This is a genomic window from Ruminococcus flavefaciens (assembly GCF_900119075.1).
Lineage (GTDB): Bacteria > Bacillota > Clostridia > Oscillospirales > Ruminococcaceae > Ruminococcus > Ruminococcus flavefaciens_Q.
In genome coordinates this window covers 433,942-459,216 of the sequence record NZ_FPIP01000001.1, presented here as the reverse complement: position 1 = coordinate 459,216, position 25,275 = coordinate 433,942, and the positions used below count along the sequence as shown (strand labels likewise).

General features: G+C 42.4%; 27 protein-coding genes and 1 other RNA gene. 21 read left to right on the top strand and 7 right to left on the bottom strand.

Going from position 1 to position 25,275, the window contains the following annotated elements:
• Positions 1 to 160 precede the first annotated feature (160 nt).
• From BT105_RS02065 to nrdG, 3 genes are all read left to right on the top strand, one after another.
• Positions 161 to 1,012, top strand: coding sequence for an SGNH/GDSL hydrolase family protein (locus BT105_RS02065; RefSeq protein ID WP_072299167.1), 852 nt, complete (start codon positions 161 to 163; stop codon positions 1,010 to 1,012).
• Positions 1,013 to 1,258: 246 nt separating this feature from the next.
• A complete protein-coding gene (locus tag BT105_RS02060) occupies positions 1,259 to 3,577 on the top strand; it encodes an anaerobic ribonucleoside triphosphate reductase (protein ID WP_072299166.1) in 2,319 nt (772 codons plus the stop codon).
• Positions 3,578 to 3,586: 9 nt separating this feature from the next.
• Entirely contained in the window at positions 3,587 to 4,087 is a 501-nt protein-coding gene (gene nrdG / locus BT105_RS02055) for an anaerobic ribonucleoside-triphosphate reductase activating protein (RefSeq protein ID WP_072299165.1), read from the top strand.
• A 50-nt stretch (positions 4,088 to 4,137) separates the two neighbouring features.
• Here nrdG and ssrS read toward each other — a convergent pair.
• Together ssrS and BT105_RS02045 are read right to left on the bottom strand one after the other, a co-directional pair.
• A non-coding RNA gene (gene ssrS, locus BT105_RS02050) (6S RNA) lies at positions 4,138 to 4,322 on the bottom strand.
• Between the two features lie 87 nt (positions 4,323 to 4,409).
• A complete protein-coding gene (locus BT105_RS02045; RefSeq protein WP_072299164.1) occupies positions 4,410 to 4,700 on the bottom strand; it encodes a DUF1292 domain-containing protein in 291 nt (96 codons plus the stop codon).
• Between the two features lie 961 nt (positions 4,701 to 5,661).
• Here BT105_RS02045 and BT105_RS02040 point away from each other — a divergent pair.
• Positions 5,662 to 7,125: a S1C family serine protease gene (locus tag BT105_RS02040; protein WP_072299163.1), complete on the top strand. Its 1,464-nt coding sequence runs from the start codon at positions 5,662 to 5,664 to the stop codon at positions 7,123 to 7,125.
• 35 nt (positions 7,126 to 7,160) lie between these two features.
• Here the strand turns inward: BT105_RS02040 and BT105_RS02035 are convergent, their stop codons facing one another.
• The 4 genes from BT105_RS02035 to ymfI form a co-directional block, all read right to left on the bottom strand.
• Positions 7,161 to 7,550, bottom strand: a complete 390-nt coding sequence (locus BT105_RS02035; RefSeq protein ID WP_072299162.1) for a thioesterase family protein — start codon at positions 7,548 to 7,550, stop codon at positions 7,161 to 7,163.
• 10 nt (positions 7,551 to 7,560) lie between these two features.
• The gene (locus BT105_RS02030; RefSeq protein ID WP_072299161.1) at positions 7,561 to 9,498 is read right to left on the bottom strand and encodes an LTA synthase family protein; all 1,938 of its coding nucleotides are present in this window, start codon (positions 9,496 to 9,498) and stop codon (positions 7,561 to 7,563) included.
• Positions 9,499 to 9,681: 183 nt separating this feature from the next.
• Positions 9,682 to 10,266 carry an HD domain-containing protein gene (locus BT105_RS02025; RefSeq protein ID WP_072299160.1) on the bottom strand — a complete coding sequence of 195 codons (585 nt, stop codon included), beginning with the start codon at positions 10,264 to 10,266 and terminating at the stop codon, positions 9,682 to 9,684.
• Positions 10,267 to 10,277: 11 nt separating this feature from the next.
• Positions 10,278 to 10,982 carry an elongation factor P 5-aminopentanone reductase gene (ymfI, locus tag BT105_RS02020; RefSeq protein WP_072299159.1) on the bottom strand — a complete coding sequence of 235 codons (705 nt, stop codon included), beginning with the start codon at positions 10,980 to 10,982 and terminating at the stop codon, positions 10,278 to 10,280.
• 128 nt (positions 10,983 to 11,110) lie between these two features.
• On the opposite strand from ymfI, the gene BT105_RS02015 reads away from it, so the two are divergent.
• The 17 genes from BT105_RS02015 to clpX all read left to right on the top strand — a co-directional run bounded on the left by BT105_RS02015 (position 11,111) and on the right by clpX (position 24,948).
• A complete protein-coding gene (locus BT105_RS02015) occupies positions 11,111 to 11,314 on the top strand; it encodes a DUF896 domain-containing protein (protein ID WP_072299158.1) in 204 nt (67 codons plus the stop codon).
• A gap of 4 nt (positions 11,315 to 11,318) precedes the next feature.
• Positions 11,319 to 11,711, top strand: a complete 393-nt coding sequence (locus tag BT105_RS02010) for a cytidine deaminase (protein ID WP_072299157.1) — start codon at positions 11,319 to 11,321, stop codon at positions 11,709 to 11,711.
• Positions 11,708 to 12,202, top strand: coding sequence for a GNAT family N-acetyltransferase (locus BT105_RS02005; RefSeq protein ID WP_072299156.1), 495 nt, complete (start codon positions 11,708 to 11,710; stop codon positions 12,200 to 12,202). Before BT105_RS02010 ends, BT105_RS02005 begins: the two co-directional genes overlap by 4 nt.
• Positions 12,165 to 12,662, top strand: a complete 498-nt coding sequence (locus BT105_RS02000) for a hypothetical protein (protein WP_072299155.1) — start codon at positions 12,165 to 12,167, stop codon at positions 12,660 to 12,662. Before BT105_RS02005 ends, BT105_RS02000 begins: the two co-directional genes overlap by 38 nt.
• Before the next feature lie 14 nt (positions 12,663 to 12,676).
• The gene (locus BT105_RS01995) at positions 12,677 to 14,515 is read left to right on the top strand and encodes a TIGR03960 family B12-binding radical SAM protein (RefSeq protein ID WP_072299154.1); all 1,839 of its coding nucleotides are present in this window, start codon (positions 12,677 to 12,679) and stop codon (positions 14,513 to 14,515) included.
• Positions 14,512 to 15,165 carry a TIGR03936 family radical SAM-associated protein gene (locus BT105_RS01990; protein WP_081367759.1) on the top strand — a complete coding sequence of 218 codons (654 nt, stop codon included), beginning with the start codon at positions 14,512 to 14,514 and terminating at the stop codon, positions 15,163 to 15,165. The genes BT105_RS01995 and BT105_RS01990 overlap by 4 nt, the downstream gene beginning before the upstream one ends.
• 15 nt (positions 15,166 to 15,180) lie before the next feature.
• A complete protein-coding gene (locus BT105_RS01985) occupies positions 15,181 to 15,972 on the top strand; it encodes a class I SAM-dependent methyltransferase (RefSeq protein WP_072299152.1) in 792 nt (263 codons plus the stop codon).
• Between the two features lie 272 nt (positions 15,973 to 16,244).
• Positions 16,245 to 16,589: a 50S ribosomal protein L19 gene (rplS, locus tag BT105_RS01980; RefSeq protein WP_028514989.1), complete on the top strand. Its 345-nt coding sequence runs from the start codon at positions 16,245 to 16,247 to the stop codon at positions 16,587 to 16,589.
• A gap of 118 nt (positions 16,590 to 16,707) precedes the next feature.
• Positions 16,708 to 17,460: a signal peptidase I gene (lepB, locus tag BT105_RS01975; protein ID WP_072299151.1), complete on the top strand. Its 753-nt coding sequence runs from the start codon at positions 16,708 to 16,710 to the stop codon at positions 17,458 to 17,460.
• 34 nt (positions 17,461 to 17,494) lie between these two features.
• Entirely contained in the window at positions 17,495 to 18,376 is an 882-nt protein-coding gene (ylqF, locus tag BT105_RS01970; RefSeq protein ID WP_072299150.1) for a ribosome biogenesis GTPase YlqF, read from the top strand.
• Positions 18,376 to 18,993: a ribonuclease HII gene (gene rnhB / locus BT105_RS01965; protein WP_072299149.1), complete on the top strand. Its 618-nt coding sequence runs from the start codon at positions 18,376 to 18,378 to the stop codon at positions 18,991 to 18,993. The genes ylqF and rnhB overlap by 1 nt, the downstream gene beginning before the upstream one ends.
• Positions 18,986 to 19,363, top strand: coding sequence for a YraN family protein (locus BT105_RS01960; protein WP_072299148.1), 378 nt, complete (start codon positions 18,986 to 18,988; stop codon positions 19,361 to 19,363). The genes rnhB and BT105_RS01960 overlap by 8 nt, the downstream gene beginning before the upstream one ends.
• A 12-nt stretch (positions 19,364 to 19,375) precedes the next feature.
• The gene (gene thrC, locus BT105_RS01955) at positions 19,376 to 20,869 is read left to right on the top strand and encodes a threonine synthase (protein WP_072299147.1); all 1,494 of its coding nucleotides are present in this window, start codon (positions 19,376 to 19,378) and stop codon (positions 20,867 to 20,869) included.
• A gap of 1 nt (position 20,870) precedes the next feature.
• Entirely contained in the window at positions 20,871 to 21,563 is a 693-nt protein-coding gene (locus BT105_RS01950; protein ID WP_072299146.1) for a metallophosphoesterase, read from the top strand.
• Positions 21,564 to 21,664: 101 nt separating this feature from the next.
• On the top strand, positions 21,665 to 22,957 hold the full coding sequence (gene tig / locus BT105_RS01945; protein WP_072299145.1) for a trigger factor: 1,293 nt from the start codon (positions 21,665 to 21,667) through the stop codon (positions 22,955 to 22,957).
• 103 nt (positions 22,958 to 23,060) lie between these two features.
• Complete coding sequence (gene clpP / locus BT105_RS01940) at positions 23,061 to 23,651, top strand: ATP-dependent Clp endopeptidase proteolytic subunit ClpP (protein WP_072299144.1); 591 nt, start codon at positions 23,061 to 23,063, stop codon at positions 23,649 to 23,651.
• 10 nt (positions 23,652 to 23,661) lie between these two features.
• Positions 23,662 to 24,948 (top strand): ATP-dependent Clp protease ATP-binding subunit ClpX, encoded by a 1,287-nt coding sequence (gene clpX, locus BT105_RS01935; RefSeq protein WP_072299143.1) that lies wholly within the window; start codon positions 23,662 to 23,664, stop codon positions 24,946 to 24,948.
• 39 nt (positions 24,949 to 24,987) lie between these two features.
• On the opposite strand, the gene BT105_RS14930 is transcribed toward clpX, so the two are convergent.
• Positions 24,988 to 25,134, bottom strand: a complete 147-nt coding sequence (locus tag BT105_RS14930) for a hypothetical protein (RefSeq protein WP_177243906.1) — start codon at positions 25,132 to 25,134, stop codon at positions 24,988 to 24,990.
• Positions 25,135 to 25,275 lie beyond the last annotated feature (141 nt).

The following is a 25,275-nucleotide window of genomic DNA, read 5'->3' as shown; positions in this document are numbered from 1 at the left end:
GGAGAAGAATTCAAGCTGATACGCAAAAATAAAATAAAACTTCTTAAAAGTCTTGCAAACATCAGGAAAAAGAGGTATAATATTAATAACTGCCGCAACGGCAAATCACGGCGCATAATCCTTTGAAACAGGTCTGCGCTTTATTATATCAGGAGTTAATATGGCTAAAAAGAAAAGTATTACACGTATTTCAGATAAAAAGCGTGGCAGACCAAAGATAAGATTCAGCTTCTGTGGACTTATCACTATTTTTATGCTCTCATTTGCAACCTGCTTCATTCTTTATATGGTAGCCGCAAACTTTAACGAAAACTTTTTTAGCGATGAATTTGAAAATGTAGTTGTCGAAGATAAAACGTCTGCCGAACAGAACAGCGAAAGCTCAGGCGGCTCAGCTGACACTGAACAGAACGTTCAGCAGAGCGGTTCATCTGTGACAAATCCTATTGGTCAGTCTCAGCCCAAGGACGCTTCGTATCTTGGTTCATGCTGCCTTGTGACCGATAATACTCTCATAGATATGGGAAAGTATACAGGACTTACCGATATAATCGGCAGCGGCGAGCTTGGTGCTGCAAACTGCAACACATATACAATGGATTCCTCATACGGAACAAAGACAGCCTACGAAATATTGCAGACCAAAAAGCCTGAAAAGGTTTATATCATGCTTGGAGATGACATCGGTACCTCTTCTGTAGACGATATGATCTCAAACTATACCGAGTTTGTAAAAAATGTAAGAGGATATCTCACCGGCGCAGATATCTATATCATGCAGCTGCCGCCGTCAGGAGAGGGAAGTGCTATCGACAACGGCGTCATAAACGAATTCAATACAAAGCTTTTAACAATTGCTAATACAAATAACGTTTACTGCATAGATACCAACACAGCTCTCAAGGGAGTAGACGGAAATATTTCAAAAGAATTTATTGACTCAGAGTCAGGAGCTCTTACTGAAAAAGCATATAAAACCATTGCTGATTACGTGCTTTGTCATACTGTATAATTTTTCGGTCAAACACTATATATAGTGTTTGACCGATTTACTATCTGTAGACCTTTTCAAAGCTCGAAATATCGCTAAAAGTCCATTTTATAAATGATTTATGCACATTTCCTCCAAAAACAAGTGTAATTTTTTCTGGTTAGTTGTCTAAAGCCTACATTGACAATCTATGAATTATGTTCTATACTTATAAAGAACGATTGAAAGAGAGACACTATATATTGTGTTTGGAGGTATGATAAAGAAATGATAATCCACATTATTAAAAGAGACGGAAGAAAAGTTCCTTTTAATATAGAAAAGATCGCAAACGCTATCTTTAAGGCTGCACAGGCTCGCGGGGGTACAGATTTCAACGTTGCAATGGATGTTGCAGTTGAGGTGTGCAGACTATACGAGGAACAGAACCCTAATAAAACTCCAACTGTTGAAGAGATTCAGGATCTTGTCGAGAAAGTTCTTATCGAAAAAGGTCACGCAAAAACAGCAAAGGCATATATTCTCTATCGTTATGAGCGTACACGCTCACGTGAGATGAAGACCAATCTGATGTGCGTACTTAACGAGCTGACTTTCAGTCCTGCAAAAGACAGTGATATAAAGCGTGAGAACGCTAATATAGATGGCGATACAGCAATGGGTACTATGCTCAAGTACGGTTCTGTATCAGCTAAGGAATACTATGAAATGTATGTCCTTGAGCCTGCCCATGCAAAGGCTCACCGCGAGGGAGATATTCATATACACGACCTCGACTTTTATACTCTGACTACTACCTGTACTCAGATTGATCTGCACAAGCTGTTCACCAATGGCTTTTCAACAGGTCACGGCTTCCTTAGAGAGCCAAACGATATAGCAAGCTATTCTGCTCTTGCCTGTATCGCTATCCAGTCCAACCAGAACGATCAGCACGGCGGACAGAGTATACCTACATTTGACTATGCAATGGCTGACGGCGTAAAGAAAACATATGCGTCAAGATATACACAGAATGTCGCAAGAGCTCTCTCTCTGATAGGCGGAGTAGAGAACGAGTTTGAAGCAGTAGACGAAATAAAGAAAGAAATGTCAGAAAACTTCGGACTCAAGCCAACTCTTGCAAACGATAACGGCTACAAAGAAAAGGAAATGGATCTTCTGCTGAAGTACACCGATAAGGAAACTGCGGAGAAAATTCAGGCTTTCGCTACAAGAAATGCTGAAAAAGAGACCGACAGAGCTACTTATCAGGCTATGGAAGCACTTATCCATAACCTCAACACTATGAACAGCCGTGCAGGCGCACAGACACCTTTCAGCTCTATAAACTACGGTACAGATACATCTCCTGAAGGAAGAATGGTCATCAAGAATGTACTTCTTGCTCAGGAGGCAGGTCTCGGTAACGGAGAGACACCTATCTTCCCGATACATATATTTAAGATCAAGGAAGGTATCAACTACAATCCTACCGATCCTAACTATGATTTATTCAAGCTCGCTTGCAGAGTTTCTGCAAAGCGTCTTTTCCCGAACTTCTCTTTCATCGACGCACCATACAACCTCCAGTACTACAAGGAGGGCAATCCGGATACAGAGATCGCATATATGGGCTGCCGTACAAGAGTTATCGGAAACAACTACGATCCTTCAAGAGAGATAGTTACAGGCAGAGGAAATCTCAGCTTTACATCTATCAATCTTCCTCGTCTTGCTATCAAGGCAGATCACAATGTTGGTCTTTTCTTTGAAATGCTCGAGGAAAAAATGGAGCTCGTCATCGACCAGCTCATGCACAGATTCAATATCCAGTCTCAGAAGAGAGTAAGAAACTACCCATTCCTTATGGGACAGGGTATATGGATAGACTCCGACAAGCTTGGTCCTGACGACACAGTAGGCGAGGTACTTAAACACGGTACTCTCTCCGTTGGTTTCATCGGTCTTGCAGAAACTTTAAAGGCTCTTATCGGCGCTCATCACGGCGAGAGCGAAGAAGCCCGCGAGCTCGGACTTGAGATAGTTTCTTCCATGAGAAAGCGTCTCGACGAAGAGTCAAAGAGAACAGGTCTCAATTTCTCACTTCTTGCAACTCCTGCCGAAGGACTTTCAGGTCGTTTTGTACGTATGGACGCCAAGAAGTACGGCATTATCGAGGGCGTTACAGACCGTGACTACTACACAAACTCATTCCACGTACCAGTTTACTATCCTATCAGTGCATTTGAGAAGATCAAGATAGAAGCTCCTTACCATGAGCTCACAAATGCAGGTCACATCAGTTATATCGAGCTTGACGGTGATCCGCTTGAGAACCTCAGCGCATTTGAAAAGATAGTTCGCTGCATGAAGGAATCAGGCATTGGCTACGGCGCTATCAATCACCCTGTAGACCGTGATCCTTGCTGCGGCTACACAGGTATCATCGGCGAGACTTGTCCTTGCTGCGGAAGAAAAGAGCACTCAAACAACGTTGCATTCGACAGAATACGCCGAATCACAGGCTATCTTGTTGGTACACTTGACCGCTTCAACAACGGTAAGCGTGCAGAAGAGCGCGACAGAGTCAAGCATGATGTGTAAGGTGATATAATGGAACTCAGAATTGCGGGAACTATCAACGATTCGATCGTTGACGGTCCCGGAATACGATTTACTATATTTGTACAGGGCTGCCCTCATAACTGCAAGGGCTGCCATAATCCTCAGACTCACGATTTCGAGGGCGGAACTGTTACTACAACAGAAGCACTTCTCGAAAAAATAAAAGGCAATCCGCTCCTTGACGGTGTTACGTTCAGTGGGGGAGAGCCATTTTGTCAGGCAGAAGCTCTTTCCGTTCTCGGCAAGGAGATCAAAAAGCTCGGACTTGATATAATAACCTATACAGGCTATACTTTTGAAAAGCTTTTTGAAGAACGCACTCAGAACCACTGGGGCGAGCTCCTTGAAGTCACCGATTTTCTTATCGACGGACCTTTCATCCTTGAACAAAAGGATTGGGAGATAAAATTCCGTGGAAGCTCCAACCAGAGGTATATCAACTGTCATGAGAGTCTGAAAAAAGGCGAAGCAATCGAAGCAGAACCATAATAATAAAAAAAACGGTTTCCGATGTATGGAAACCGTTTTTTAGTTGGGTAAAAAAATCCGCCTTGCCGTCATATAGTGCATAAAACCCGCACGAAGCAGGTGGGTACCCGCCCTTATGCTTCTCGCTCCCTTCGTCCGCAAAGCGGGAGGTCTGCAGTCCACATACGGAGCTGAATTCCCTTGAATTATGTGTTGGATTATAAAAACTATATTTACCCGAACAAGGCAGAATATTTTCTTTTTCTATATCTATTATACCATAAAGATTTCAAAAAATCAATAGCAAATCTATGTAAAATTATTAAAATTTGATGAAATTGTCTTATTCTTCAAGGGCGTCCTGTAATCTTTCCATAAAGAATGCAGAAACTGTTTCAAACTCATCGTCATCATCAATTGACGCAAGTATTTCTTCGCCGTCCTCTTCTATGGATTTAAGAATAACCAGCTCGCAGTCGGAGTTAAGGAAATCATCATCTTCAACTGCAGGAAGCATAGCAAAATACTGCTCACCCTCGATCTCTGCGCAATCAAAAAGTTCAAACTGTTTTTTGTTCCCTTCCTCATCGATAAGCTCAAAGAGGTCGGGGGTGTATTCATTCATTTCTGACATAATAATCTCCATTCCAGCTTACGCTATTTGATGTTTTAATTATACACTAATATATTAAAAAAATCAAGAGGGAAATTGAGTAATAAGTTTATTGATAAAATTGTCAATGGGAAGTAACTTTCATTGTGATATACGCCGAATTACACTAAAGTTTCGTGATAATTATGTGATTTCTATTGACAATGCACAAGAAATGTGGTAATATATAATCAAAGAAAAGGAGAGCTCAGATGAGCGATCCAAGCTGTATTTACTTGGACTGAGGCGAAAGCCTCAATGTAAATGATAATACGCGGAAGGGAGTGTGAGTCCAATGGAAGAAAAGTTCGCACAGCTGCGTGAAGCCGGCGGGCTTGCTGAGTAATTGGATTCAGTGAAAAAGGGAATATAGGCTTCGTGCTTGTTCCATTGAAAATAGCTCAATATGGCTTTATAATTCGATTACAAGGCTGACGTATTGCTGATCTAAACGGCTTCATGTCCAATATATTTAGATACAGAGTTATCTGAAATTTCGACAATGAGTCTTTAGATATATTGCGAAAAAAATCTTTCACAAGAGGTAGAGTCCAATGAGAAGATAGGTTATTACTTTATGAAATTGCAACTATCCGAGGATCAGATCGGATAAATACAACTTTATAGGTGATTCCAATGGAGAAAAACTACATTGCTTAATTACTTTTGAAGAAAAGGAATGATGTACATGAAAAAGTGGTACACATTGAATATCTAATCCGAAAGGGTGAGTCCAAAGGGTAATTTAGCAAAGTGATGAAAGTCGCTTTATATTATTAACAAACAGAATAGCTTAAGCCCCGATGTAAGTCTGTCGGGGCTTTTCTGTTGAATATAGAGATACAAGCCATATAAATTTGTATTTTTCTTTATGTTATCATATATTTATCACAAAAATGTTTATAATATAAAATAGTGACTTTATGCAGAAAGGACGAGCAGTATGTCAGACAATTACAACGATAGGGATCATATCTCCTCAGGCGGCGATAGATCAAGTGGTATATTTGGCGGCAACTCATCTGACAATATAGAAAATTCTTTTGACTACAGATCAAACAGTAATGAAACAAGCTACGATTCAGGTTCATCATATGCATTTACATCTGAAAACTCTTCAAAATCTTCCAAAAAGAAGATAAATCTTATTCTAAGGAGCGCAGTTGCAGTTCTCGCAGTTGCAGTATTATGCGCCTGTGGAGTAAAGGTATATAAGTTTTTAAGCGTTACCAAAGACGAATTGGTAGCCGAATACACTGGTGAGCCATCACGCACAGTTACAAAAATAGTCGATGAAGAGAAGCCAAAGGATACCGATAAGAAACCATTGCCAAGTCTGATAGAGCTCGCTTCAAGGTCGGACGCAAAACCACTCCCCGATATAGTTGATTCTATTATGCCGTCAGTTGTAGGGGTTGCTTCTACATTTGAGTACGAACAGGAGCAGCCTTTCAGCATATGGGGCTGGAATCCTCAGCCGCAAATGCAGCAGTTCAGAGCAACGGGAACGGGCTTTATTATATCTGAAGACGGATATATCGTTACAAATTCTCACGTAGTTTACGACGAGGAATATAAAGCAGGCAAGGCTACAGAGGTTTCTGTCCTGTTCAGCGATGAATCAGAGCACGAAGCAAGTATTATCGCTTATGATCCCGATACTGATATTGCAGTCCTTAAAGTAAATGAAAAAGGCTTGAAGCCAGCTGTTCTGGGAGACAGTGACGAACTGAGAGTCGGCGAGCTTGTTATCGCAGTCGGCAATCCTCTCGGATTCGACCTGTTCGGAACGGTTACAAGCGGAATCGTTTCCGCATTGAACAGAAAAATCGACATAAATGCGAGAAAAATGAATCTTATCCAGACAGATGCAGCAATAAACAGTGGCAACTCAGGCGGTCCGTTGCTTAACAGTTGCGGACAGGTAATAGGTATAAACTCCGCAAAGATGTCAACAAGCTACAGCAGCAATCTGGCAAGTGTAGAAGGTCTCTGTTTTGCTATCCCGATAAAGGAAGCTAAATCAATAATAGATGACCTTATCAACTATAAATACGTTACAGGCAGACCTCAGATCGGTATCACAACAAACGATATAAGCGAAGCTCAGTCGCGTTACTGGAATATTCCTGTGGGAGTTTACGTAAGAACTGTTCAGGAGGGAAGTGCTGCTGATCTTGCAGGTATTGAGATCGGCGACGTAATTATAGATATTGAGGGAGAGGCCGTATCAACTGCTCAGGAACTCAACGAAATAAGAGATAAGTACAAAGCAGGAGACACGGTTACAATTACGGTATCCCGAAACGGCAGAGATATCAGAATAAAAGTAACGCTGCAGGAAGCAAAATACGTATCCGAAGATCTGAAGGATCCCAAAAGCGATCCAAACACTTCAGAAAACTAAAAGAAAAGTTCACTCGCAAGAGTGAACTTTTTATTTTATATCTTTGAGTAAGTTTTAGAAGTAAATTTTTCGCCGTAAACCAGAAATCTCTTATGGATTCCTTCACCGATATCGCCTGCTTCATCATAAGCCTTCACGGAAAATACAAGCTCTCTGCCGTTTACTTCTGTTAGCTCAGCTTCCGCACACACCTTCATTTTTTTGGGAGTTGCAGATATATGCTTCACATTCATCTCAGTACCGACAGTAGTTTCATCGCCCTCAAGATATTCAGAGATACAGCTGCAAGCAGCCTTTTCCATAAGCATTACCATTACAGGTGTCGCAAATACTTCAAGACTTCCGCTGCCGACGTTTACTGCAAGCTCGCTGTCTGAAACAGTCAGCTCAGATGTTCCGGTGATTCCTTTTGTAAGTTCTTTCATAGTTTTCTCCTTAATCCTGAGTAGTCAGTTCTTCTTCGGGAATAGGCGAAGGTGAATACTCTTCCATTACAACTCTGTCAAGGGTAAGAATATCAAGTTCCTCGTTTCTTGGTATCTCGCTGTTATATTCATTTGAGTATACAGGTAATGTTTCCATGTACTCGTTCATCTTCTCAATAAACGCATCTCTGGGAGCGTCGATAATATTGAGAATGACATACGGAATATAGAAGAACGATACTTCGTTTTCGGGAATATAAGAAAAATCAGCGTCATAATTGCTCCAGAAGAAGTATTTCTGCTGGTAAAGAGTATCGCAGTTCATACCTGTGAGACCGAGCTGATTGTATACACTTGTTTCGCCTCTGAGTGACGGGAAATGGTCCCCGACAAAGAACACGAGTGTAGGTTCTTTTATGTCCTTAAGCTCGGAGAGAAACTCCTCAAGCCCGTCATTTGTATGGCTTATCCATGTAAGATAATTGCCGAATTCATCGTCAGGATCTTCGCCCTGATTATACGGCTGATGATTCTGCATTGTTGTAGTATGAAGATAAACAGGCTTCTTTGAAGACTTGATCTCTGCGATTATCTGGTTAAAAACAGTCGAATCGTCCACATATGTACCGAAATGCTCAACAGGAACAGTAAAATCAGTAGTTTGGGTTGAATCATCGTGGAATATCATCTTTTCAAAGCCGAAATGACCATATATTCTCGCTCTGCTGTAGAAAGTACTCTGAAATGGGTGAACATAAACTGTATTGTAGCCCCATGCCTTATAATACTGAGCAAGGGCAGGCTGTGCACGGTCAGCAAGCTCTCTCTGCGGCATATTAGGAGTATTGAGACCTCTTACAGGAAGACCGAAAAGAAGCTCAAACTCAGAACGGACAGTCCAGCTTGCGTAAGTAGGAGTAATAGCGATTCCGCCTTGACCTTCGGATATAGCATTGTCGAATTTCTGATAGTACTTCTTATCGATACTGAGCTGGTCAAAAGCGCGGAAATCAGCGTATGATTCGCTCATTATAACGATAACATTAGGCTTTTTGCCGCCATTGAAGTCCTCGTCTGTATCAACAGGGATATCCATGATTTCATCAATGTATTCTTCGCTATAATCCTCAGGAACAACTATTCTGTTGGAATAGCTTTCACTTGCAGTCTGAACAAGAAAGGCAAGAAAACGGTTATTATCAAATTTTTCATTGAGCTTGAATGCGTTTGTTGCGCTCGTTGTATCCACCTTGAAAGTCTTGTATACAGGATTATAAAATGCAGGCAGGACCACAAGTGCAGCAAAAGGCAGCAGACAGCCGCAGCAAATAGCCACTCTGCGCATAGGAGTAGCTTTTAATTTTGGGTTAAAGTACATAGCCACAATAACAAAAAGCAAAACTATGGCATAATAGATAAGAAGCCTCGGAGTTATCTTGATATAAGCAAATGAAGTAAGGCTCTTAACGCTTCTCAGAAGCTTCATATCGGAAAGAATAAGATGATTTCCGTTAGTTCCGTATTTAAAAAGCTCGGTCGTACTCAGCGCCATATATAAAATACTATGAGCAAGCATAGCTATCCAGCCTTTTTTGAAGAGACCGAGAAAGAAAGCAAACACGACTGCTGTCAGCAGAATATCAAACAGAATAACAGTAGGTCGGTCCGCTGCAAAAACAAGAAACGGCTTTATGTACTTTCCCTGATTGATCTCAGCCATAAAGCAGATAAAAATAGGGAAAATGAGCATGAGAAACGAATTGAATTTATGATACTTATCAGTATTATCCTCACGCTTCTGTTTAAATCCCTTGAAACCCGAAAAATGCTCCTTTTTTTCAGATACTGGCTCAATAGCAGCCTCAATAGGATCATTTATATCTTTTATGAACGTCTTTTTATCCTTTTCATCAGATACGCTGACATTCACATTTGTTTTTTTATTCATACTGTTATCATCCTTTTTTCAAACACAAATACTGGTATTTATATTATCTAACATTATAAATATAACATAATACGCCATAAACTTCAAGTTATCAAAAGAAATATCACCGTTTGTTCACGAAATTCAGCGCTTTAGTAATAGTGTACGGCAACAGCAGATGAAATTTGTGCATTTTGCGCACAGCTATTTGAGCCAGCCTTTCTTTTCCGCATCATTAATGACCGACTTAATAAGCTCCGCAAGCTCATCAGCTTCACTGAAGTAATTCTCGTTTCTTTTTAACACCTGTTCCTTATGTATACCGTGTTCCTGCCATGAAATGCCGCCTTTGGTGTAATTGAGCATAAGTGGCTGCAAACGGTCAAGAACAGCTGCAAATCGAGATTCTTTAGTAACACTGTCCTCAAATTCGCGCCAAAGGCTATAAAATTCTGTGCACTGATCTTCAGGCAGAAGTCCGAAGATTCTTTGCGCTGCTTTTTCCTCACGCTCAGCCTTAGTGGAGTTTCCGACAGAGTCATAGCAGTATGTATCGCCTGCATCTATCTCAATAATATCGTGCAGGAGCAGCATTTTTATTACTTTAGCAGAATCTATATCCGAATTTGCATATTCAGACAGCAATATCGCCATTATTGCGATATGCCAGCTGTGCTCTGCATCGTTTTCTTTTCTGTTCTCGTGAAGCACATAAGTTTGACGGTACAGATTCTTCATTTTGTCCAGTTCCAATATAAAATTGATCTGCTTTTCCAGTCTTTCCTTCATATATAATCACCTCAAATCACCATTCCGCCGTTTACAGCAAGAACCTGACCTGTAATGTATTCAGCGCTTCCCGATGCAAGAAATGCAACTGCGTCTGCGATATGGCGTGGCTCACCGAATATCCCGAGCGGGATATCTTCCTTTATAAGCTCCAGATCTTCGTCCGAGAATCGACTGTTCATTTCCGTCATTATAAATCCGGGAGATACACAGTTCACACGTATTCCCGAGGGAGCCACTTCCTTTGCAAGTGCCTTTGTAAAGCCGATCATTCCTGCCTTTGAAGCAGAATAATCCACCTCGCAGGAAGCTCCGCACTGCCCCCACATTGAAGAAATATTGATGATATTGCCTGATTTTTCATTAATCATATATGGCAGAGCAGCTCTTGCGCAGTTCATAGCTCCTTTAAGATTTATATTCAGTATTTTATCGGCTGAATCCTGAGATATCGATGTAAAAAGGTCAACATCCGAAACTCCTGCATTATTTACAAGAAGATCGAGCTTTCCGATAATGCTGAACGCTTCTTTTACGGCATTAACGTCTGAAACATCGAAGCAGATCGCGTCTCCGCCTATATCCTCTGCGATTTTCTTTGCTTTTTCAACCGAATGAGCGTAGTTTACATATACAAAATATCCGTCAGCCGCAAGACGTCGGCATATCGCTTCACCGATACCGCCTGCTCCGCCTGTAACAAGTGCCTTTTTCATATTTTTCTCCTTATCAACGATAATATTTATAATTATAGCATACAGAAGCTAAAAAATCCAGTCCAATACTTGAAATTACTGAGAATCCATGTTACAATATAAAATATATTAATCTGGGAGTGTTTAAATTGGATCAGAAAAAAATCGATCGTATCAACGAGCTTGCTCGCAAATCAAAATCAGAAGGTCTTACAGAAGCCGAAAAAGCTGAGCAGACTGAGCTAAGAAACGAATACAGAAGAGCTGTAACAGGTAATCTCGCTGCACAGCTTGAAAACACATACATAATGACGCCCGACGGCAAAAAGCATAAGGTAGGCAAGGGAAGGTGAGTACATGAGCAATGACGAGCTCTATGCAGCTGCTGTAAAGGCTGCCAAAAAATCATATTCTAACTACTCCCATTTTACTGTGGGAGCAGCTCTTCTCACATCTGACGGCAAGGTATTTACAGGCTGCAACATTGAAAATGCCTCTTACTCGTTGACTATTTGTGCTGAGCGTACCGCCGTATTTAAGGCAGTCTCCGAGGGATATACCGATTTTGAAGCCATAGCTATTGCAGGAAGCGGAAACGATGACTTCTCCAAGCCATGCTTTCCATGCGGAGCCTGCTTACAGGTATTAAGCGAATTCTGCGGCGACAGCTTCAGGATAATCCTTTCCGACGGCGAACACAGCCTCTCCGATTTCCTGCCCAAGCGTTTCAACGAGGACAGCATGAAATGATCCGCATTTATGAGATAACATCAAATAAAACTGATTATATGGAGCTTCTTCTGCTGGGCGATGAGCAGGAAGAAATGATAATGAAATACCTTGACCGCGGCAGGCTTTATGTAATGAAAAAAGACGATACGGTATGTGCAGTCTGCGTAGTTACCGACGAGGGAGATTTTACCCTTGAGCTGAAAAATATAGCTGTAGCAGAACAATTTCAGCGTCAGGGACTTGGCAGGGAACTTATTTTATTTATAGAGAACAGGTTCGCAGGAGCATTCAGAAAGCTGATACTCGGAACAGGGGACAGTCCGCTGACCGTTCCGTTTTATGAAAAATGCGGCTTCAGGAAATGCGGCGTTATCAAGAACTTTTTTATTGATAACTATGATCACCCGATATACGAAGCAGGTGTTCAATTGTGTGATATGATATGTTTTGAAAAGGAGCTTTCCGATAATTATGGAACAGATAGAGAAGTTATTGCCGAAATACGGTGAAAATATAGTAGTCGGAGTAATGTTCAAGAGACATTTTGAATGGTATGTCACCCCGAAGAATCTATGGAAAATGGATTATAAAAAGCTGTATTCCGTCTGGGAGCTTGCGTACAAAAAGAGCGGCAAAACAAAAGAACAGCTTGAAATAGACATCGGAACCTATGAGCAATTCTGCGAAAAGCGCTGGAATATCGAGGTCATAGACGGTTTCACAGCAAATAATTTCCTTGCACATCTGTTCAAGTGCAGATATTCAGCCGATGAACTCAGACTTCTCCGCATGGTCGCCCACGATGACCGCAAAAAGGATTACGACGCAGCTCTATTCATTGATTTTGACAGAAATGCCATGTATTCTCAGTTCCCAAAGCCTGAAAACTTTGAGAATTTTGTTCCTGTAGGCTGGCACGGCGAGTACAGAGACTTTATGTCATTGATACCTGCTGATAAAAGATACTGATATTTGGAGGAAATATGCTTAGAGATAAAATCGAAAAACATCTTCTGGAAGTTCAGAAGCCCTCACGATATATAGGCGGAGAAGTGGGAAGTGTTATAAAGGACAAGTCAAAAATAGACGTCAGATTCGCTTTCTGCTTTCCCGATACATATGACATCGGAATGTCACACCTCGGCATGAAGATACTTTATTCTCTTACAAATGAACGTGAGAATTACTGGTGCGAGCGCTGTTTTGCTCCGAGCGAGGATTTTGAAGCCATTATGCGTGAAAATGATATTCCTCTCTATGCACTGGAGAGCCTTGATCCCATTAAGAATTTCGACTTCATCGGCTTCACCATGCAGTATGAACTTTCCTACGCCAACGTCCTCAATATGCTTGACCTTGCAGGGATCCCTATATTCTCCAAGGACAGAACACAGGAGCTCACCCAGATAGTCATTGCAGGAGGTCCCTGCGTCTGTAATCCCGAGCCCCTTGCCGATTTTTTTGATATATGCGTTCTCGGAGAGGGCGAGGAAGTAAACCTCGAACTTATGGACCTTTATTATGAAATGAAGAAGCAGGGCGCTTCAAGAGATGATTTTCTGCGCAAAGCCTGTCAAATTGAAGGCGTATACGTACCGAAATTCTACGAATTTATATATAAAGACGACGGAACTATAGATCACGTTGAAACCACAAACGGAGCTCCTGCGGTAGTCCGCAAGCGCATAATCAAAGACCTTGACAAGGTCTATTATCCGGATAATTTCGTAGTTCCGTTCACCGAGATAGTTCAGGACAGAGTATCCGTTGAAGTACTCCGCGGCTGTATAAGAGGCTGTCGCTTCTGTCAGGCCGGCTTCATCTACAGACCTTTTCGCGAAAAGCACGCTGATACAATATGCAAATCTGCAAAAAGTCTCTGTGAAAATACAGGATATGATGAAATTTCTCTTGCTTCACTGAGCACCAGCGACCATTCTGAGATTGATCCTCTTCTTACACAGCTTCTTGACTATACGGTAAGTGAAAAGATAAATCTCTCGCTTCCGTCCCTGAGAGTTGATAACTTCTCGGAATCTCTGCTGGAAAAGATAAAAAGAGTCCGCAAGAGCGGTCTTACTTTCGCGGCAGAGGGAGGAACACAACGCCTCCGCGACGTTATAAACAAAAATGTCAGCGAAGAAGAGATCATGAACACCTGCCGAATCGCATTTGAGGGCGGCTATTCATCGGTAAAGCTCTATTTCATGATGGGACTTCCAACCGAAACAGACGAGGATATTGTCGGTATCGCCGAGCTTGCAAATCGTATTATCGACCTTTATTACAGCATAGAGAATCGTCCGAAGGGCAGGGGAGTACAGATATCAATCAGCTGTGCTACATTCGTTCCCAAGCCCTTTACACCGTTCCAGTTTGAACCGCAGGATACTCGTGAAATGATAGAACATAAGCAGAAACTTCTCCTTGATTCTGTAAAGACTAAAAAGATAAAGGTAAGCTATCATAATCCCGATGTAAGTATGCTTGAAGTCATACTTGCCAAGGGAGACCGCAGACTGTGCAAGGCAGTTTACACTGCATGGAAAAAAGGCTGTAAATTCGACAGCTGGGACGAATACTTCCATTTTGGCAAGTGGCTGGAGGCTTTCGAGGAATGCGGCATAGATACTTCATTCTATGCAAACCGCCGATTTGAGTACGATGAGATACTCCCGTGGGATCATCTTGATTATCTCGTATCAAAGGAATTTCTTATCCGTGAGAACAAGACAGCACACCAATCCAAAACAACGCCAAACTGCCGCCTGAGATGTTCAGGCTGCGGAGTTAATAAAAAAGTCGGGAGGGAATGCTTTTGATACGTGTAAGAGCTACATTTGAAAAATGCGGACGTGCAAAATATATCTCCCACCTTGACCTGAACCGCTGTATGTTGAGAACATTCAGGCGTTCACGTCTGCCTATATGGTATACTGAGGGCTTCAATCCGCACCCGTATTACAGCTTTGCACTGGCGCTTTCTCTCGGATTTGAGAGCAGCTGCGAGATACTCGATTTCAATCTTAACGAGGATATCCCGTTTGATGAAATACGGGATAAGCTCAACGCCGTGATGCCTGAGGGTATGCGGATAGTTAAGGTCGCAGAGCAAAAGCAGAAAATAACTGCTATCGCCAAGGCTGAATACAGCTTTTCACTGGTTTCTGATGAAACAGACGAACTTTTTGCCGCTGTGCAGGAGCTTATTGCAAGTCCTGAGATACTAATTGAGAAAAAAACTAAAAAAGGCTTAAAAACTGTTGATATAAAGCCCGATATGGAGATACTTACCTGTAACAAGGCAGAAAATTCCATTGATATTTCAATGTATCTTCCCGCAGGTACTCAGACCAACTACAATCCCACACTTTTTATTGAAGCATTGAAAAAAACAACGAAAATCCCGTTTGAAACAAAAAACATACGCAGAACAGCGATTTTATGCGCTGATAACACAGTATTTGAATAACAAAAGGAGCAAAAAATGGATATACAGAAAAATAATATCGACGGAGGAAAAGCCTTCGACTGGGGACGCACATCGTCCGATTATGCTAAATTCAGAGATATATACCCACCTGTTTTCTTTGGCAAGGTCGCTGAAAGAGGACTTTGCGTCAAGGGACAGCGCGTTCTTGATATCGGTACAGGTACAGGCGTTGTGCCGCGAAATATGTATCATTACGGAGCAGAATGGACAGGCTCTGATATATCCGAAAACCAGATAGCACAGGCAAAAATGCTTGCTCAATGCAGCGGAATGAACATTGATTTTGTAGTTTCCGCTACTGAAGACCTTGATTTTCTTGATGAAACCTTTGATGTAATAACCGCTTGTCAGTGCTTTTTCTACTTTGATTATGACGTAGTAATCCCTAAACTTGCTCGACTTCTGAAAAAAGGCGGCAGACTGGTCATATTATTCATGGCTTGGCTTCCCGATGAGGATAAACTGGCAGGGGACAGCGAAAAGCTTGTGCTGAAATATAATCCTCAGTGGACAGGAGGCGGATATACCCGTCAGCCTGTATTTGTTCCCGAAATAGCAAATGACTATTTTAATATCGAATACACAGAGGATTATGACCTCATGGTGCCGTTTACCCGCGAAACATGGAACGGACGCATGAAAGCCTGCCGAGGCATCGGAGCTTCGCTTTCTGCTGAAGAGACAGCCGCATGGGAAAAAGAACACATGAAAATGCTTTCGAAAACGCCTTCTGATGAGCTTGAGATACTCCACCATGCAGCAATGGCAATACTCAGAAAGAAGTAAATATATTAAATATATATTTTTGCACAAAAAACACTTGCATTTTTTGTCAGAGTGTGGTATGATATAAAAGCATTTGAAATCCGTTCGGGTATCTTTATGCCCGAATGAGGGTTAATGCCGAAAGACATTAAATCGGATAGTCCGCTGCCTGCAGCTCATTTTGAGCCTGTGTACTATAAGTACACTTATTACATTATTTCTGCACAAGCCGAATGCTGAACGGCTGCTGCGGAACAGGTAAGAATGTTCGGAAATTTTAGGAGGAAAATAAAATGGATGCACTCAAGTTAATCAGCGAATCAAGCATGAAGGAAAACGTTCCTGAGTTCAATGTAGGTGATACCGTAAAGGTTCACGTACAGATCAAGGAAGGCGACAAGAGCCGTATTCAGGTTTTCGAGGGAACTGTTATCGCTAAGAAGCACGGCGGTATCAGCGAGACTTTCACTGTAAGACGTGTTGCTCACGGCTGCGGTATCGAAAGAGTATTCCCACTTCACTCTCCTGTTGTTGACAAGGTAGAGGTTGTAAGATACGGTAAAGTTCGCAGAGCTAAGCTCTACTACCTCAGAGACAGAGTTGGTAAGGCTGCTAAGGTCAAGGAACAGATCCGCTAACAGGTTGCAGACTGAGTTCAGCCGATCAATTTCGGCTGACTCATCTTCTTTCCTTGAGGGACTTAAAGTCCCTTTTTTGCTACATTTTGATATTTAATATGGTCTGGAGGCAGCAATTATGGCTGATGAAATAAAAGATTTATCCGAAAACACAGAGGAAGAAGTAGCATCCGAAGCTGCTGTTGAAGCCGAAGAAAAAGCAGAAAAAACTGCTGAAAAAGCAGAAAAGGCTTCCGAAGAATCCAACGATAAAGACGATGAAGAAAAAAAGGCAGAAGAAAAGGAAAGCAAGATAGTTGACGATATTCTTGAAATAATCGAATCAACTCTTGTTACCGTATTCGTTATCGTTATGATATTTACATATCTGCTTCACCCTGTAAATGTTGTGGGAAGATCGATGAATGATACTCTCATGGACAAGGACAGGATCTTCATGACAACTATTTACGGCGGTCCTCACTATGGAGATATCATCGTTATCAACAACGACGAGGCATACCTCCTCAATGAAGACGGCAGCATTTACGAAAGAGATATCACAGGTTCCTCACTTAAGGAATGCATAATCAAGCGAGTTATTGCAGAGCCCGGTCAGACTATCGATATTGACGCCGAAAACGAGCAGGTCATCGTTGACGGCAAGGTTCTTGATGAGCCTTACATAAAAGAGACCGTAGTTTCTGACGGCGGAATGTTTGATTTCCCTATAACAGTACCCGAGGGTTACTACTTCGTTATGGGCGACAACAGAAGAAATTCTTCCGACAGCCGAAGCGGCGATGTTGGTCTTATAAAGAAAGAACAGATATACGGAAAAGCACTTATCAGATATTCACCTATAAAGGACTTCAAGATCCTTAAATTCTGATAAATCAACTGATACACATAAACAGGAGGCAATTATGGATAACAGCGATATGAAACAGATCCAGTGGTTTCCTGGTCATATGGCGAAAACAAGGCGATTGATAGCTTCTAATCTTTCCCTTGTTGACGCTGTTGTAGAAATATTGGACGCACGAACTCCCCTAAGCAGCCGAAATCCTGAAATGGATAAACTTACAAGGAACAAGCCGAGAATGGTTCTGCTCAACAAGTGTGATCTTGCTGACGATAAGGCTACTCAGCTATGGGTGAACTACTTCAAGAACTGCGGCTGCGCTGCTTTGGCAGTAGACTGTAAGTCAGGAAAAGGACTGAAATCCATTCTTCCGACTATAAAAAACACTGTCCTGAAAGAGTTAATGGAAAAACGTGCCAAAAACGGCATGACAGGCGCAGCAATACGCCTTATGATAGTCGGAATACCAAATGTTGGCAAATCTTCTCTTATAAATAAGTTAGCAGGCTCTAAGCGTGCAAAGGTTGAGGACAGGCCCGGTGTTACCCGTACAAAGCAGTGGGTAAAGCTCGACAACAACACAGAGCTTCTTGATATGCCCGGTGTTTTGTGGCCTAAATTCGAGGATCAGGACGTTGCAATAAGGCTTGCATTTACAGGAGCTATTAGCGATGATATCCTTGATATCGAAACTCTTGCAATGAAGCTTCTTAGCTATCTTGCCGAAAATTATCCTGCTTCTCTCACCGAAAGATACAAAATAGAGCTTTCGGAAGAGGACAAGGGCTTTGAGCTCCTTGAAAAAGTCGGAAAGAAGCGCGGCATGATGATATCAGGCGGTGAGATAAACACCGAACGCGCCGCAATAACAGTTCTTGATGAATTCAGAAGCGGCAAGCTCGGAAAGATAACTCTCGAAGCTCCGCCGCAGAAGGAGCAGTAATGGCAAGAATAGTTCTTCACAAGGAGCTTTTCGACTACGATACAGAACTCCGAAAGAAATATCCGGTTATCTGCGGAGTCGATGAAGCAGGCAGGGGACCGCTTGCAGGCGATGTTTATGCCGCTGCAGTTATCCTCAACGATTCTGTTCTTATAGACTATCTCAACGACAGCAAGAAGATATCCGAAAAGCGCAGAGAGCTTCTTTACGACGAAGTTATCGCAAAAGCCGACGCATACTGCGTTGCAACGGCAAGCGTACAGGAAATAGATGAACTCAACATTTTGCAGGCAACAATGCTTGCTATGAAAAGAGCTGTTGACGGACTTGGCGTAAGTCCTGATTTGGCACTTGTAGACGGAAACAGGCTGCCCCAGCTCAACTGCAAGAGCCAGTTTGTTATCCACGGAGACGCTGTTTCGGCTTCAATAGCCGCAGCTTCAATACTTGCAAAGGTATCCCGAGACCGCTATATGCGCGAGCTTGACGAAAAGTATCCTGAGTACTGCTTTTCGCAGCACAAGGGCTACGGAACAAAGCTCCACTATGAAAAGATAGCCGAATTCGGTATATCAGAAGTTCATCGCAAGACATTTCTGAAAAAACTATATGACTAAAACTGAAATAGGAAAGCTCGGCGAGGAAAGTGTTTGCACTTATCTGACCGAGCGCGGATATAATATCGTCGCCCGAAATTACAGGATAAAGGGCGGTGAGATAGATATAATCGCTGAAAACGGTGACTATATCGCTTTTGTTGAAGTCAAATCCCGAAAGCCCGACAGCATGCTCTCAGGATTTGAGGCTGTCAACAAAAGAAAACGCGGTCTTATTATAAAAACTGCCGCTGATTATTGCTGTAAGCACCCTAATATGCTCCAACCGAGATTCGATGTCGCACAAGTCATCATTTCGGACAGCAAGGTGCTCAGCATTGATTATATAACCAATGCCTATGATACAACAGGCTACAACTTCATATTTTGAAAGGTGATAAATATGTTCTATAACAGCACAAGAAACAGCAGTGTCAAGGTCAGCAGCGCTGAAGCCATTACACAGGGTATTTCAGCAGAGGGTGGACTTTTTGTTCCCGAGAGCATTCCTCAGCTCACTCTTGACGAGATAAAAGCTATCGGCGACATGAAGTATGCCGACAGAGCTGCTTATGTGTTTGCTAAGTATCTCACAGACTTTACAGAGGCTGAGATACATTACTGTACAGACAATGCGTACAGCACAAAGAACTTTGAAACAGAAAGCATTGCAGAGATGGCTCATCTCTTCGATGGTACATATATGCTGGAGCTCTGGCACGGTCCAACCTGCGCATTCAAGGATATGGCGCTCCAGATACTGCCTTACTTCCTTACAACTTCCGCAAAGAAGATAAAGCTCGACAAGAAGATAGTTATCCTCGTTGCTACATCAGGCGATACAGGTAAAGCAGCTCTTGAGGGCTTCAAGGACGTTGAAGGAACTTCTATCCTTGTTTTCTATCCCGAGGACGGCGTAAGCCCGATGCAGAAGAGACAGATGAAGACTCAGGAAGGCTCAAACGTAGGAGTATGCGCTATCAAGGGCAACTTCGACGACTGCCAGAACGGTGTAAAGGCTATTTTCACCAATGACGACGTAAAGAAGGCACTTGAAGAAAAGGGAATGATGTTCTCAAGTGCTAACTCTATCAACTGGGGACGTCTTGTTCCTCAGGTAGTTTACTATGTATCAGCTTATGCCGAGCTTGTTAAGGACGGCGAGATAGCGCTCGGCGACAAGATAAACATCGTAGTTCCAACTGGAAACTTCGGAAATATCCTTGCTGCTTACTATGCAAAGCATATGGGAGTTCCCGTAAACAAGCTTATCTGCGCTTCAAACATCAATAACGTTCTCACTGATTTCATAAACACAGGTGTTTACGACAGAAACAGACAGTTCTATGCTACTGTTTCACCTTCTATGGATATCCTTATCTCAAGCAATCTTGAGAGACTTCTTTACCTCATGACAGGAAAGAACGACTCTCTTATCCGTGACTGGTTCGGAAAGCTTGCTTCCGAGGGCAAGTATGAAGTAAATGCTGACGTAAAGGCAAAACTTGCCGAGGAATTTGCCGCAGGCTTCTGCGATGACGCACAGACAAAGGAAACTATCCACTCTATTTATGAGAAATACTCCTATACCTGCGACACACACACAGCTGTTGCAGTAAAGGTCTACAACGACTACAAGAACGCTACAGGCGATACAACAAAGACTGTTATCGCTTCAACGGCAAGTCCTTACAAGTTCAGCGCTGCTGTTCTTGAAGCTCTTGAAGGAAAGGTATCTGATATCGACGAATACGACAAGGTAGACAAGATCGCGGAGCTTTCAGATATACCTGTTCCTGCAGCACTTGCTGACCTCAGAAACAAGCCTGAGCGTTTCAATGATGTTATAGACAAGGCAGACCAGAAGGATTATGTGCTCAGAACTCTGAGCAAATAAAATGAGCTTGTTTGTACTTGCTGATCTGCACCTGTGCAAGGGTGCTCCCGAAAAGACCATGAGTATATTCAATGGCTGGGAGGACTATCAGGAGCGGATCGAAAGGAACTGGCTTGAACTGATAAATGAAAATGATACAGTTGTGCTCCCCGGGGATATTTCGTGGGGAATGTCCCTTGCAGAAGCAGCACTTGACTTTCATTTTATAAACGAGCTTCCGGGGCAGAAGATAATCATCAAAGGAAATCACGATTACTGGTGGACTACCATGAAAAAAATGGAAGAGTTCCTTGCTGCCGAGAAGCTTGATACAATAAAAATACTGCATAACAATCATTATGCATATGAAAAATACGGGATATGCGGTACAAGAGGCTGGGTGAATATGCCCGGTGAATCTCAGGACGAAAAAGTACTGAAAAGGGAAGTACAGCGTCTGGAGACCTCTATCCGTTCCGCAATTGCAGAAGATCTCGAACCTATAGTTTTTCTGCACTATCCGCCTATTTTTGCAACAAATTTTAACTATGACATACTTGAAGTCCTTTATCGCTACAAGATAAAAGATTGCTACTATGGTCACATACACGGTCGTTCAGCTCATGAACTTTGCGTAAAAAACACCTATGATGATGTGAATTTCCATCTTATCGCAGGCGATTATCTACAATTTATCCCAGAGAAAGTTTTGTAAATTGTGCATAATGCAGAAGTGTTGGAAATCAGTAGAAAAATTTTTGGAAATGTGGTATAATATACCAAGTATGTTATATAAATATTGGAGGACGTATCAATATGAGTTTAAAATCATCAAACAAGACAGATGTAAATACTACCGAGTTAGTAATTTCAATTGACGCAGACGCTTTTGAGGCTGCTGTTGAAAAAGAATATCAGCGTCAGAAGAAGAATATCCAGATCAAAGGCTTCAGAAAAGGCAAGGTTTCCAGAAAGCTTGCTGAGAGAGAGTTCGGCGAGGGTGCTTTCTATGAGGGCGCTATCAACTCACTCCTCGGACCTGAAATAGACGCAGCTGTTAAGGAGACAGGACTTGTTCTTGTTGACAGACCTAACGTTGAAGTTACTTCTATCGATAAGGAGCAGGGCGTAGAGCTCAAGGCTATCTGCGTTACAAAGCCTGAGATTGAGATCTCTGATTACAAGGGCATCAAGGCTGCCAAGGAAGTTAAGGAGATCACTGATGAAGATATCGACAAGCAGATTGATATCATCAGAAAGAAGAATGCTCGTATCGTTTCTGTTGAAGACAGAGCAGCTCAGATGGACGATGAAGTTATCATCGACTTCGAGGGCTTCTTCGGTGACGAAGCATTTGAAGGCGGCAAGGGTGAGGATCATCCTCTTCGTCTCGGCAGCGGTCAGTTCATTCCAGGTTTTGAGGATCAGATCGTTGGTCACAACATCGGCGACGAGTTTGACGTAAACGTTAAGTTCCCAGAGGACTACCAGATGACAGATTACGCAGGCAAGGACGCTACATTCAAGTGCAAGCTCAAGTCTATCAGCTATGAAGAGCTCCCTGAGATCAACGATGATCTCGTTAAGGACGCTACAGAATTTGAGACTGTTGCAGAATACAAGGAAGACATCAAGACAAAGCTCGAAGAGGCTGCAACTCAGCAGGCTGAGTCAGGCTTTGAGAACGCTGTAATGGAAGCTCTTATCAGCAAGGTTGACGCTCCTATTCCGAATTGTATGTATGAGCAGAGAATCGATTCTCTTATGAGATCATTCGAGCAGCAGCTCCAGCAGCAGGGCATGGATATTAAGCTCTATTTCCAGTACACAGGAATGGATATGGATTCATTCAGAGAGACATACAGAGACAGAGCTGTAAACGAAGTTAAGCTCAGACTTGCTCTTGAGAAGATCGCTGATCTCGAGAATATCCAGATCTCTGACGAGGATCTCAACAACAGCCTCGGCGAGATCGCAGCTGCTAATAACATCGACGTTGAAACAGTTAAGAGATTTATCCCTGTTGAGGATTATATCACAGACCTCAGAGTTCAGAAGGCTATCGAGCTCGTTAAGGAAAACGCTGTTGTAGACAACACTGTTGCATAAGAAATGGCTGAATAACAGCTTTTTCGACAATTAATCATAAAAAATATCATGTTGTCCCGCAGCTTATGTGGGACAACTGTTTTTAAAGAAAGGGCGATAAAATATGAGCGTACTGGTACCTTATGTCGTAGAACAGACAAGCAGAGGCGAAAGATCCTATGATATCTATTCACGTCTGCTCAATGACAGAATCATAATGCTTTCAGATCAGGTCAACGATGCTACAGCAAGCGTTGTTGTGGCTCAGCTTCTTTATCTTGAAAGTCAGGATTCTGAAAAGGACATTTCACTTTATATAAACAGCCCCGGAGGTTCTGTAACCGCAGGAATGGCTATTTATGACACTATGAATTACATCAAATGCGACGTTTCAACGATATGTATCGGTATGGCTGCTTCAATGGGAGCATTTCTGCTTTCATCAGGAGCAAAGGGCAAGAGAATAGCTCTCCCCAACAGTGAGATAATGATCCACCAGCCTCTTATCGGCGGCGGACTTGGCGGTCAGCAGACCGATATCATGATACACGCTAAGAATCTTGAGCGTACAAGAGACAGGCTTGAAGAAATAATCGCAACAAATACAGGCAAGAGCGTAGAAGAAATACACGCTGCTTGTGAGAGAGATAATTATATGACAGCCCAGGAGGCTCTCGAATTCGGACTTATAGATAAGGTCATCACAAAAAGGTAGGGGTTATTAAATGGCTGAAACGTTTAAATCGTGCAGCTTTTGCGGCAAAGGGGAAAACAGAGTTCGCAGTATGTTCTCGGCAGGTTCATCTAATATTTGTGATGAATGCGTAACTTACTGCTATGAAATGCTCTATGGCTCTGGAGTAGCTAAAGCGCATAGAAAAGCATCGAAGGCAGATACAGAAAATGATGTTTCTGCAATGAAGCTCATGAAGCCTATGGAAATAAAGGCTTTTCTCGATGAATATGTTATCGGACAGGACGATGCAAAAATATCGCTTTCTGTTGCAGTTTATAATCATTATAAGCGTATTATGAGTCAGGAAAATGACAAGGACCTTTCCGACAAGGACGGTGTCGAGCTCCAGAAGAGCAACGTTCTTCTCCTCGGTCCTACCGGTGTTGGTAAGACCTTCCTTGCCCAGACTCTCGCAAAGCTTCTTAACGTTCCTTTCGCTATAGCTGACGCAACTACTATAACCGAAGCAGGATATGTCGGCGATGACGTTGAGAATGTACTTCTCAGACTTATTCAGGCTGCTGATTTCGATATAAAGTCAGCAGAGCGCGGAATCATCTACATTGATGAGATAGACAAGATCGCCAGAAAATCCGAAAACACATCACTTACCCGTGACGTAAGCGGTGAAGGCGTTCAGCAGGCTCTCCTTAAGATTATCGAGGGTACTGTTTCAAACGTTCCCCCTCAGGGCGGCAGAAAGCACCCGAATCAGGAGGTTATCCAGATAAACACAAAGAATATCCTGTTTATCTGCGGCGGTGCCTTTGACGGACTTGAAAAGCAGATTCAGAAGCGTATCGGCAAGGCTCCTATCGGCTTCGGCGGAGATATCAATACTCATAACATTGAGACTGAAAATATCTTCAAAAAGGTCGTTCCAAAGGACCTTGTAAAATTCGGTATGGTACCTGAATTCGTAGGCAGACTGCCTGTTATATCCGTTCTTGAGGAGCTCGACGAAGCTTCACTTGTAAGAATACTTACCGAGCCTAAGAACGCTCTTGTCAAGCAGTACAAGAAGCTTTTCAGATACGATGATATTGAACTTGAAATAGACGATGAAGCTCTTACCGAGATAGCTAAGAAAGCTATCGCTCAGAAGACAGGCGCAAGAGGACTCCGCTCCATTCTTGAGTCTATCCTTATGAAAACTATGTTTACTGTTCCGTCTGACGGCAGCATAGCTAAGGTAACTGTAACAGCTGACTGCGTTATCAATGAAACCCAACCGCTGCTTATAAACAGAAGAAACAAGCTTTTAAAAGCTGAATAAACGAAAGGGACTGCAAGCGCAGTCCCTTTTTTACGTTGCTTAACAGCCGCAGCCACAACCGTTATTGTTGCCGCAGTCACCGCAGCCGCAGCCATTGTTACCACAGCCTGAAAAGAGAATGATAACGAGAAGTACTAAGAGAATGATACACCAGCAATTGTTTCCGCCAAAGCATGAATTACACATAATTAAAAGCTCCTTGAATAATGTATTTAAAGCGTTTTCTGTTCGCTTTATAGTACATAGTATGCCATAGCAAAAAAAGTGTTACAGATTTTATTGCAGACGCTGTTTCGACAGTTATCGCACAGATATAGTGGCATAATA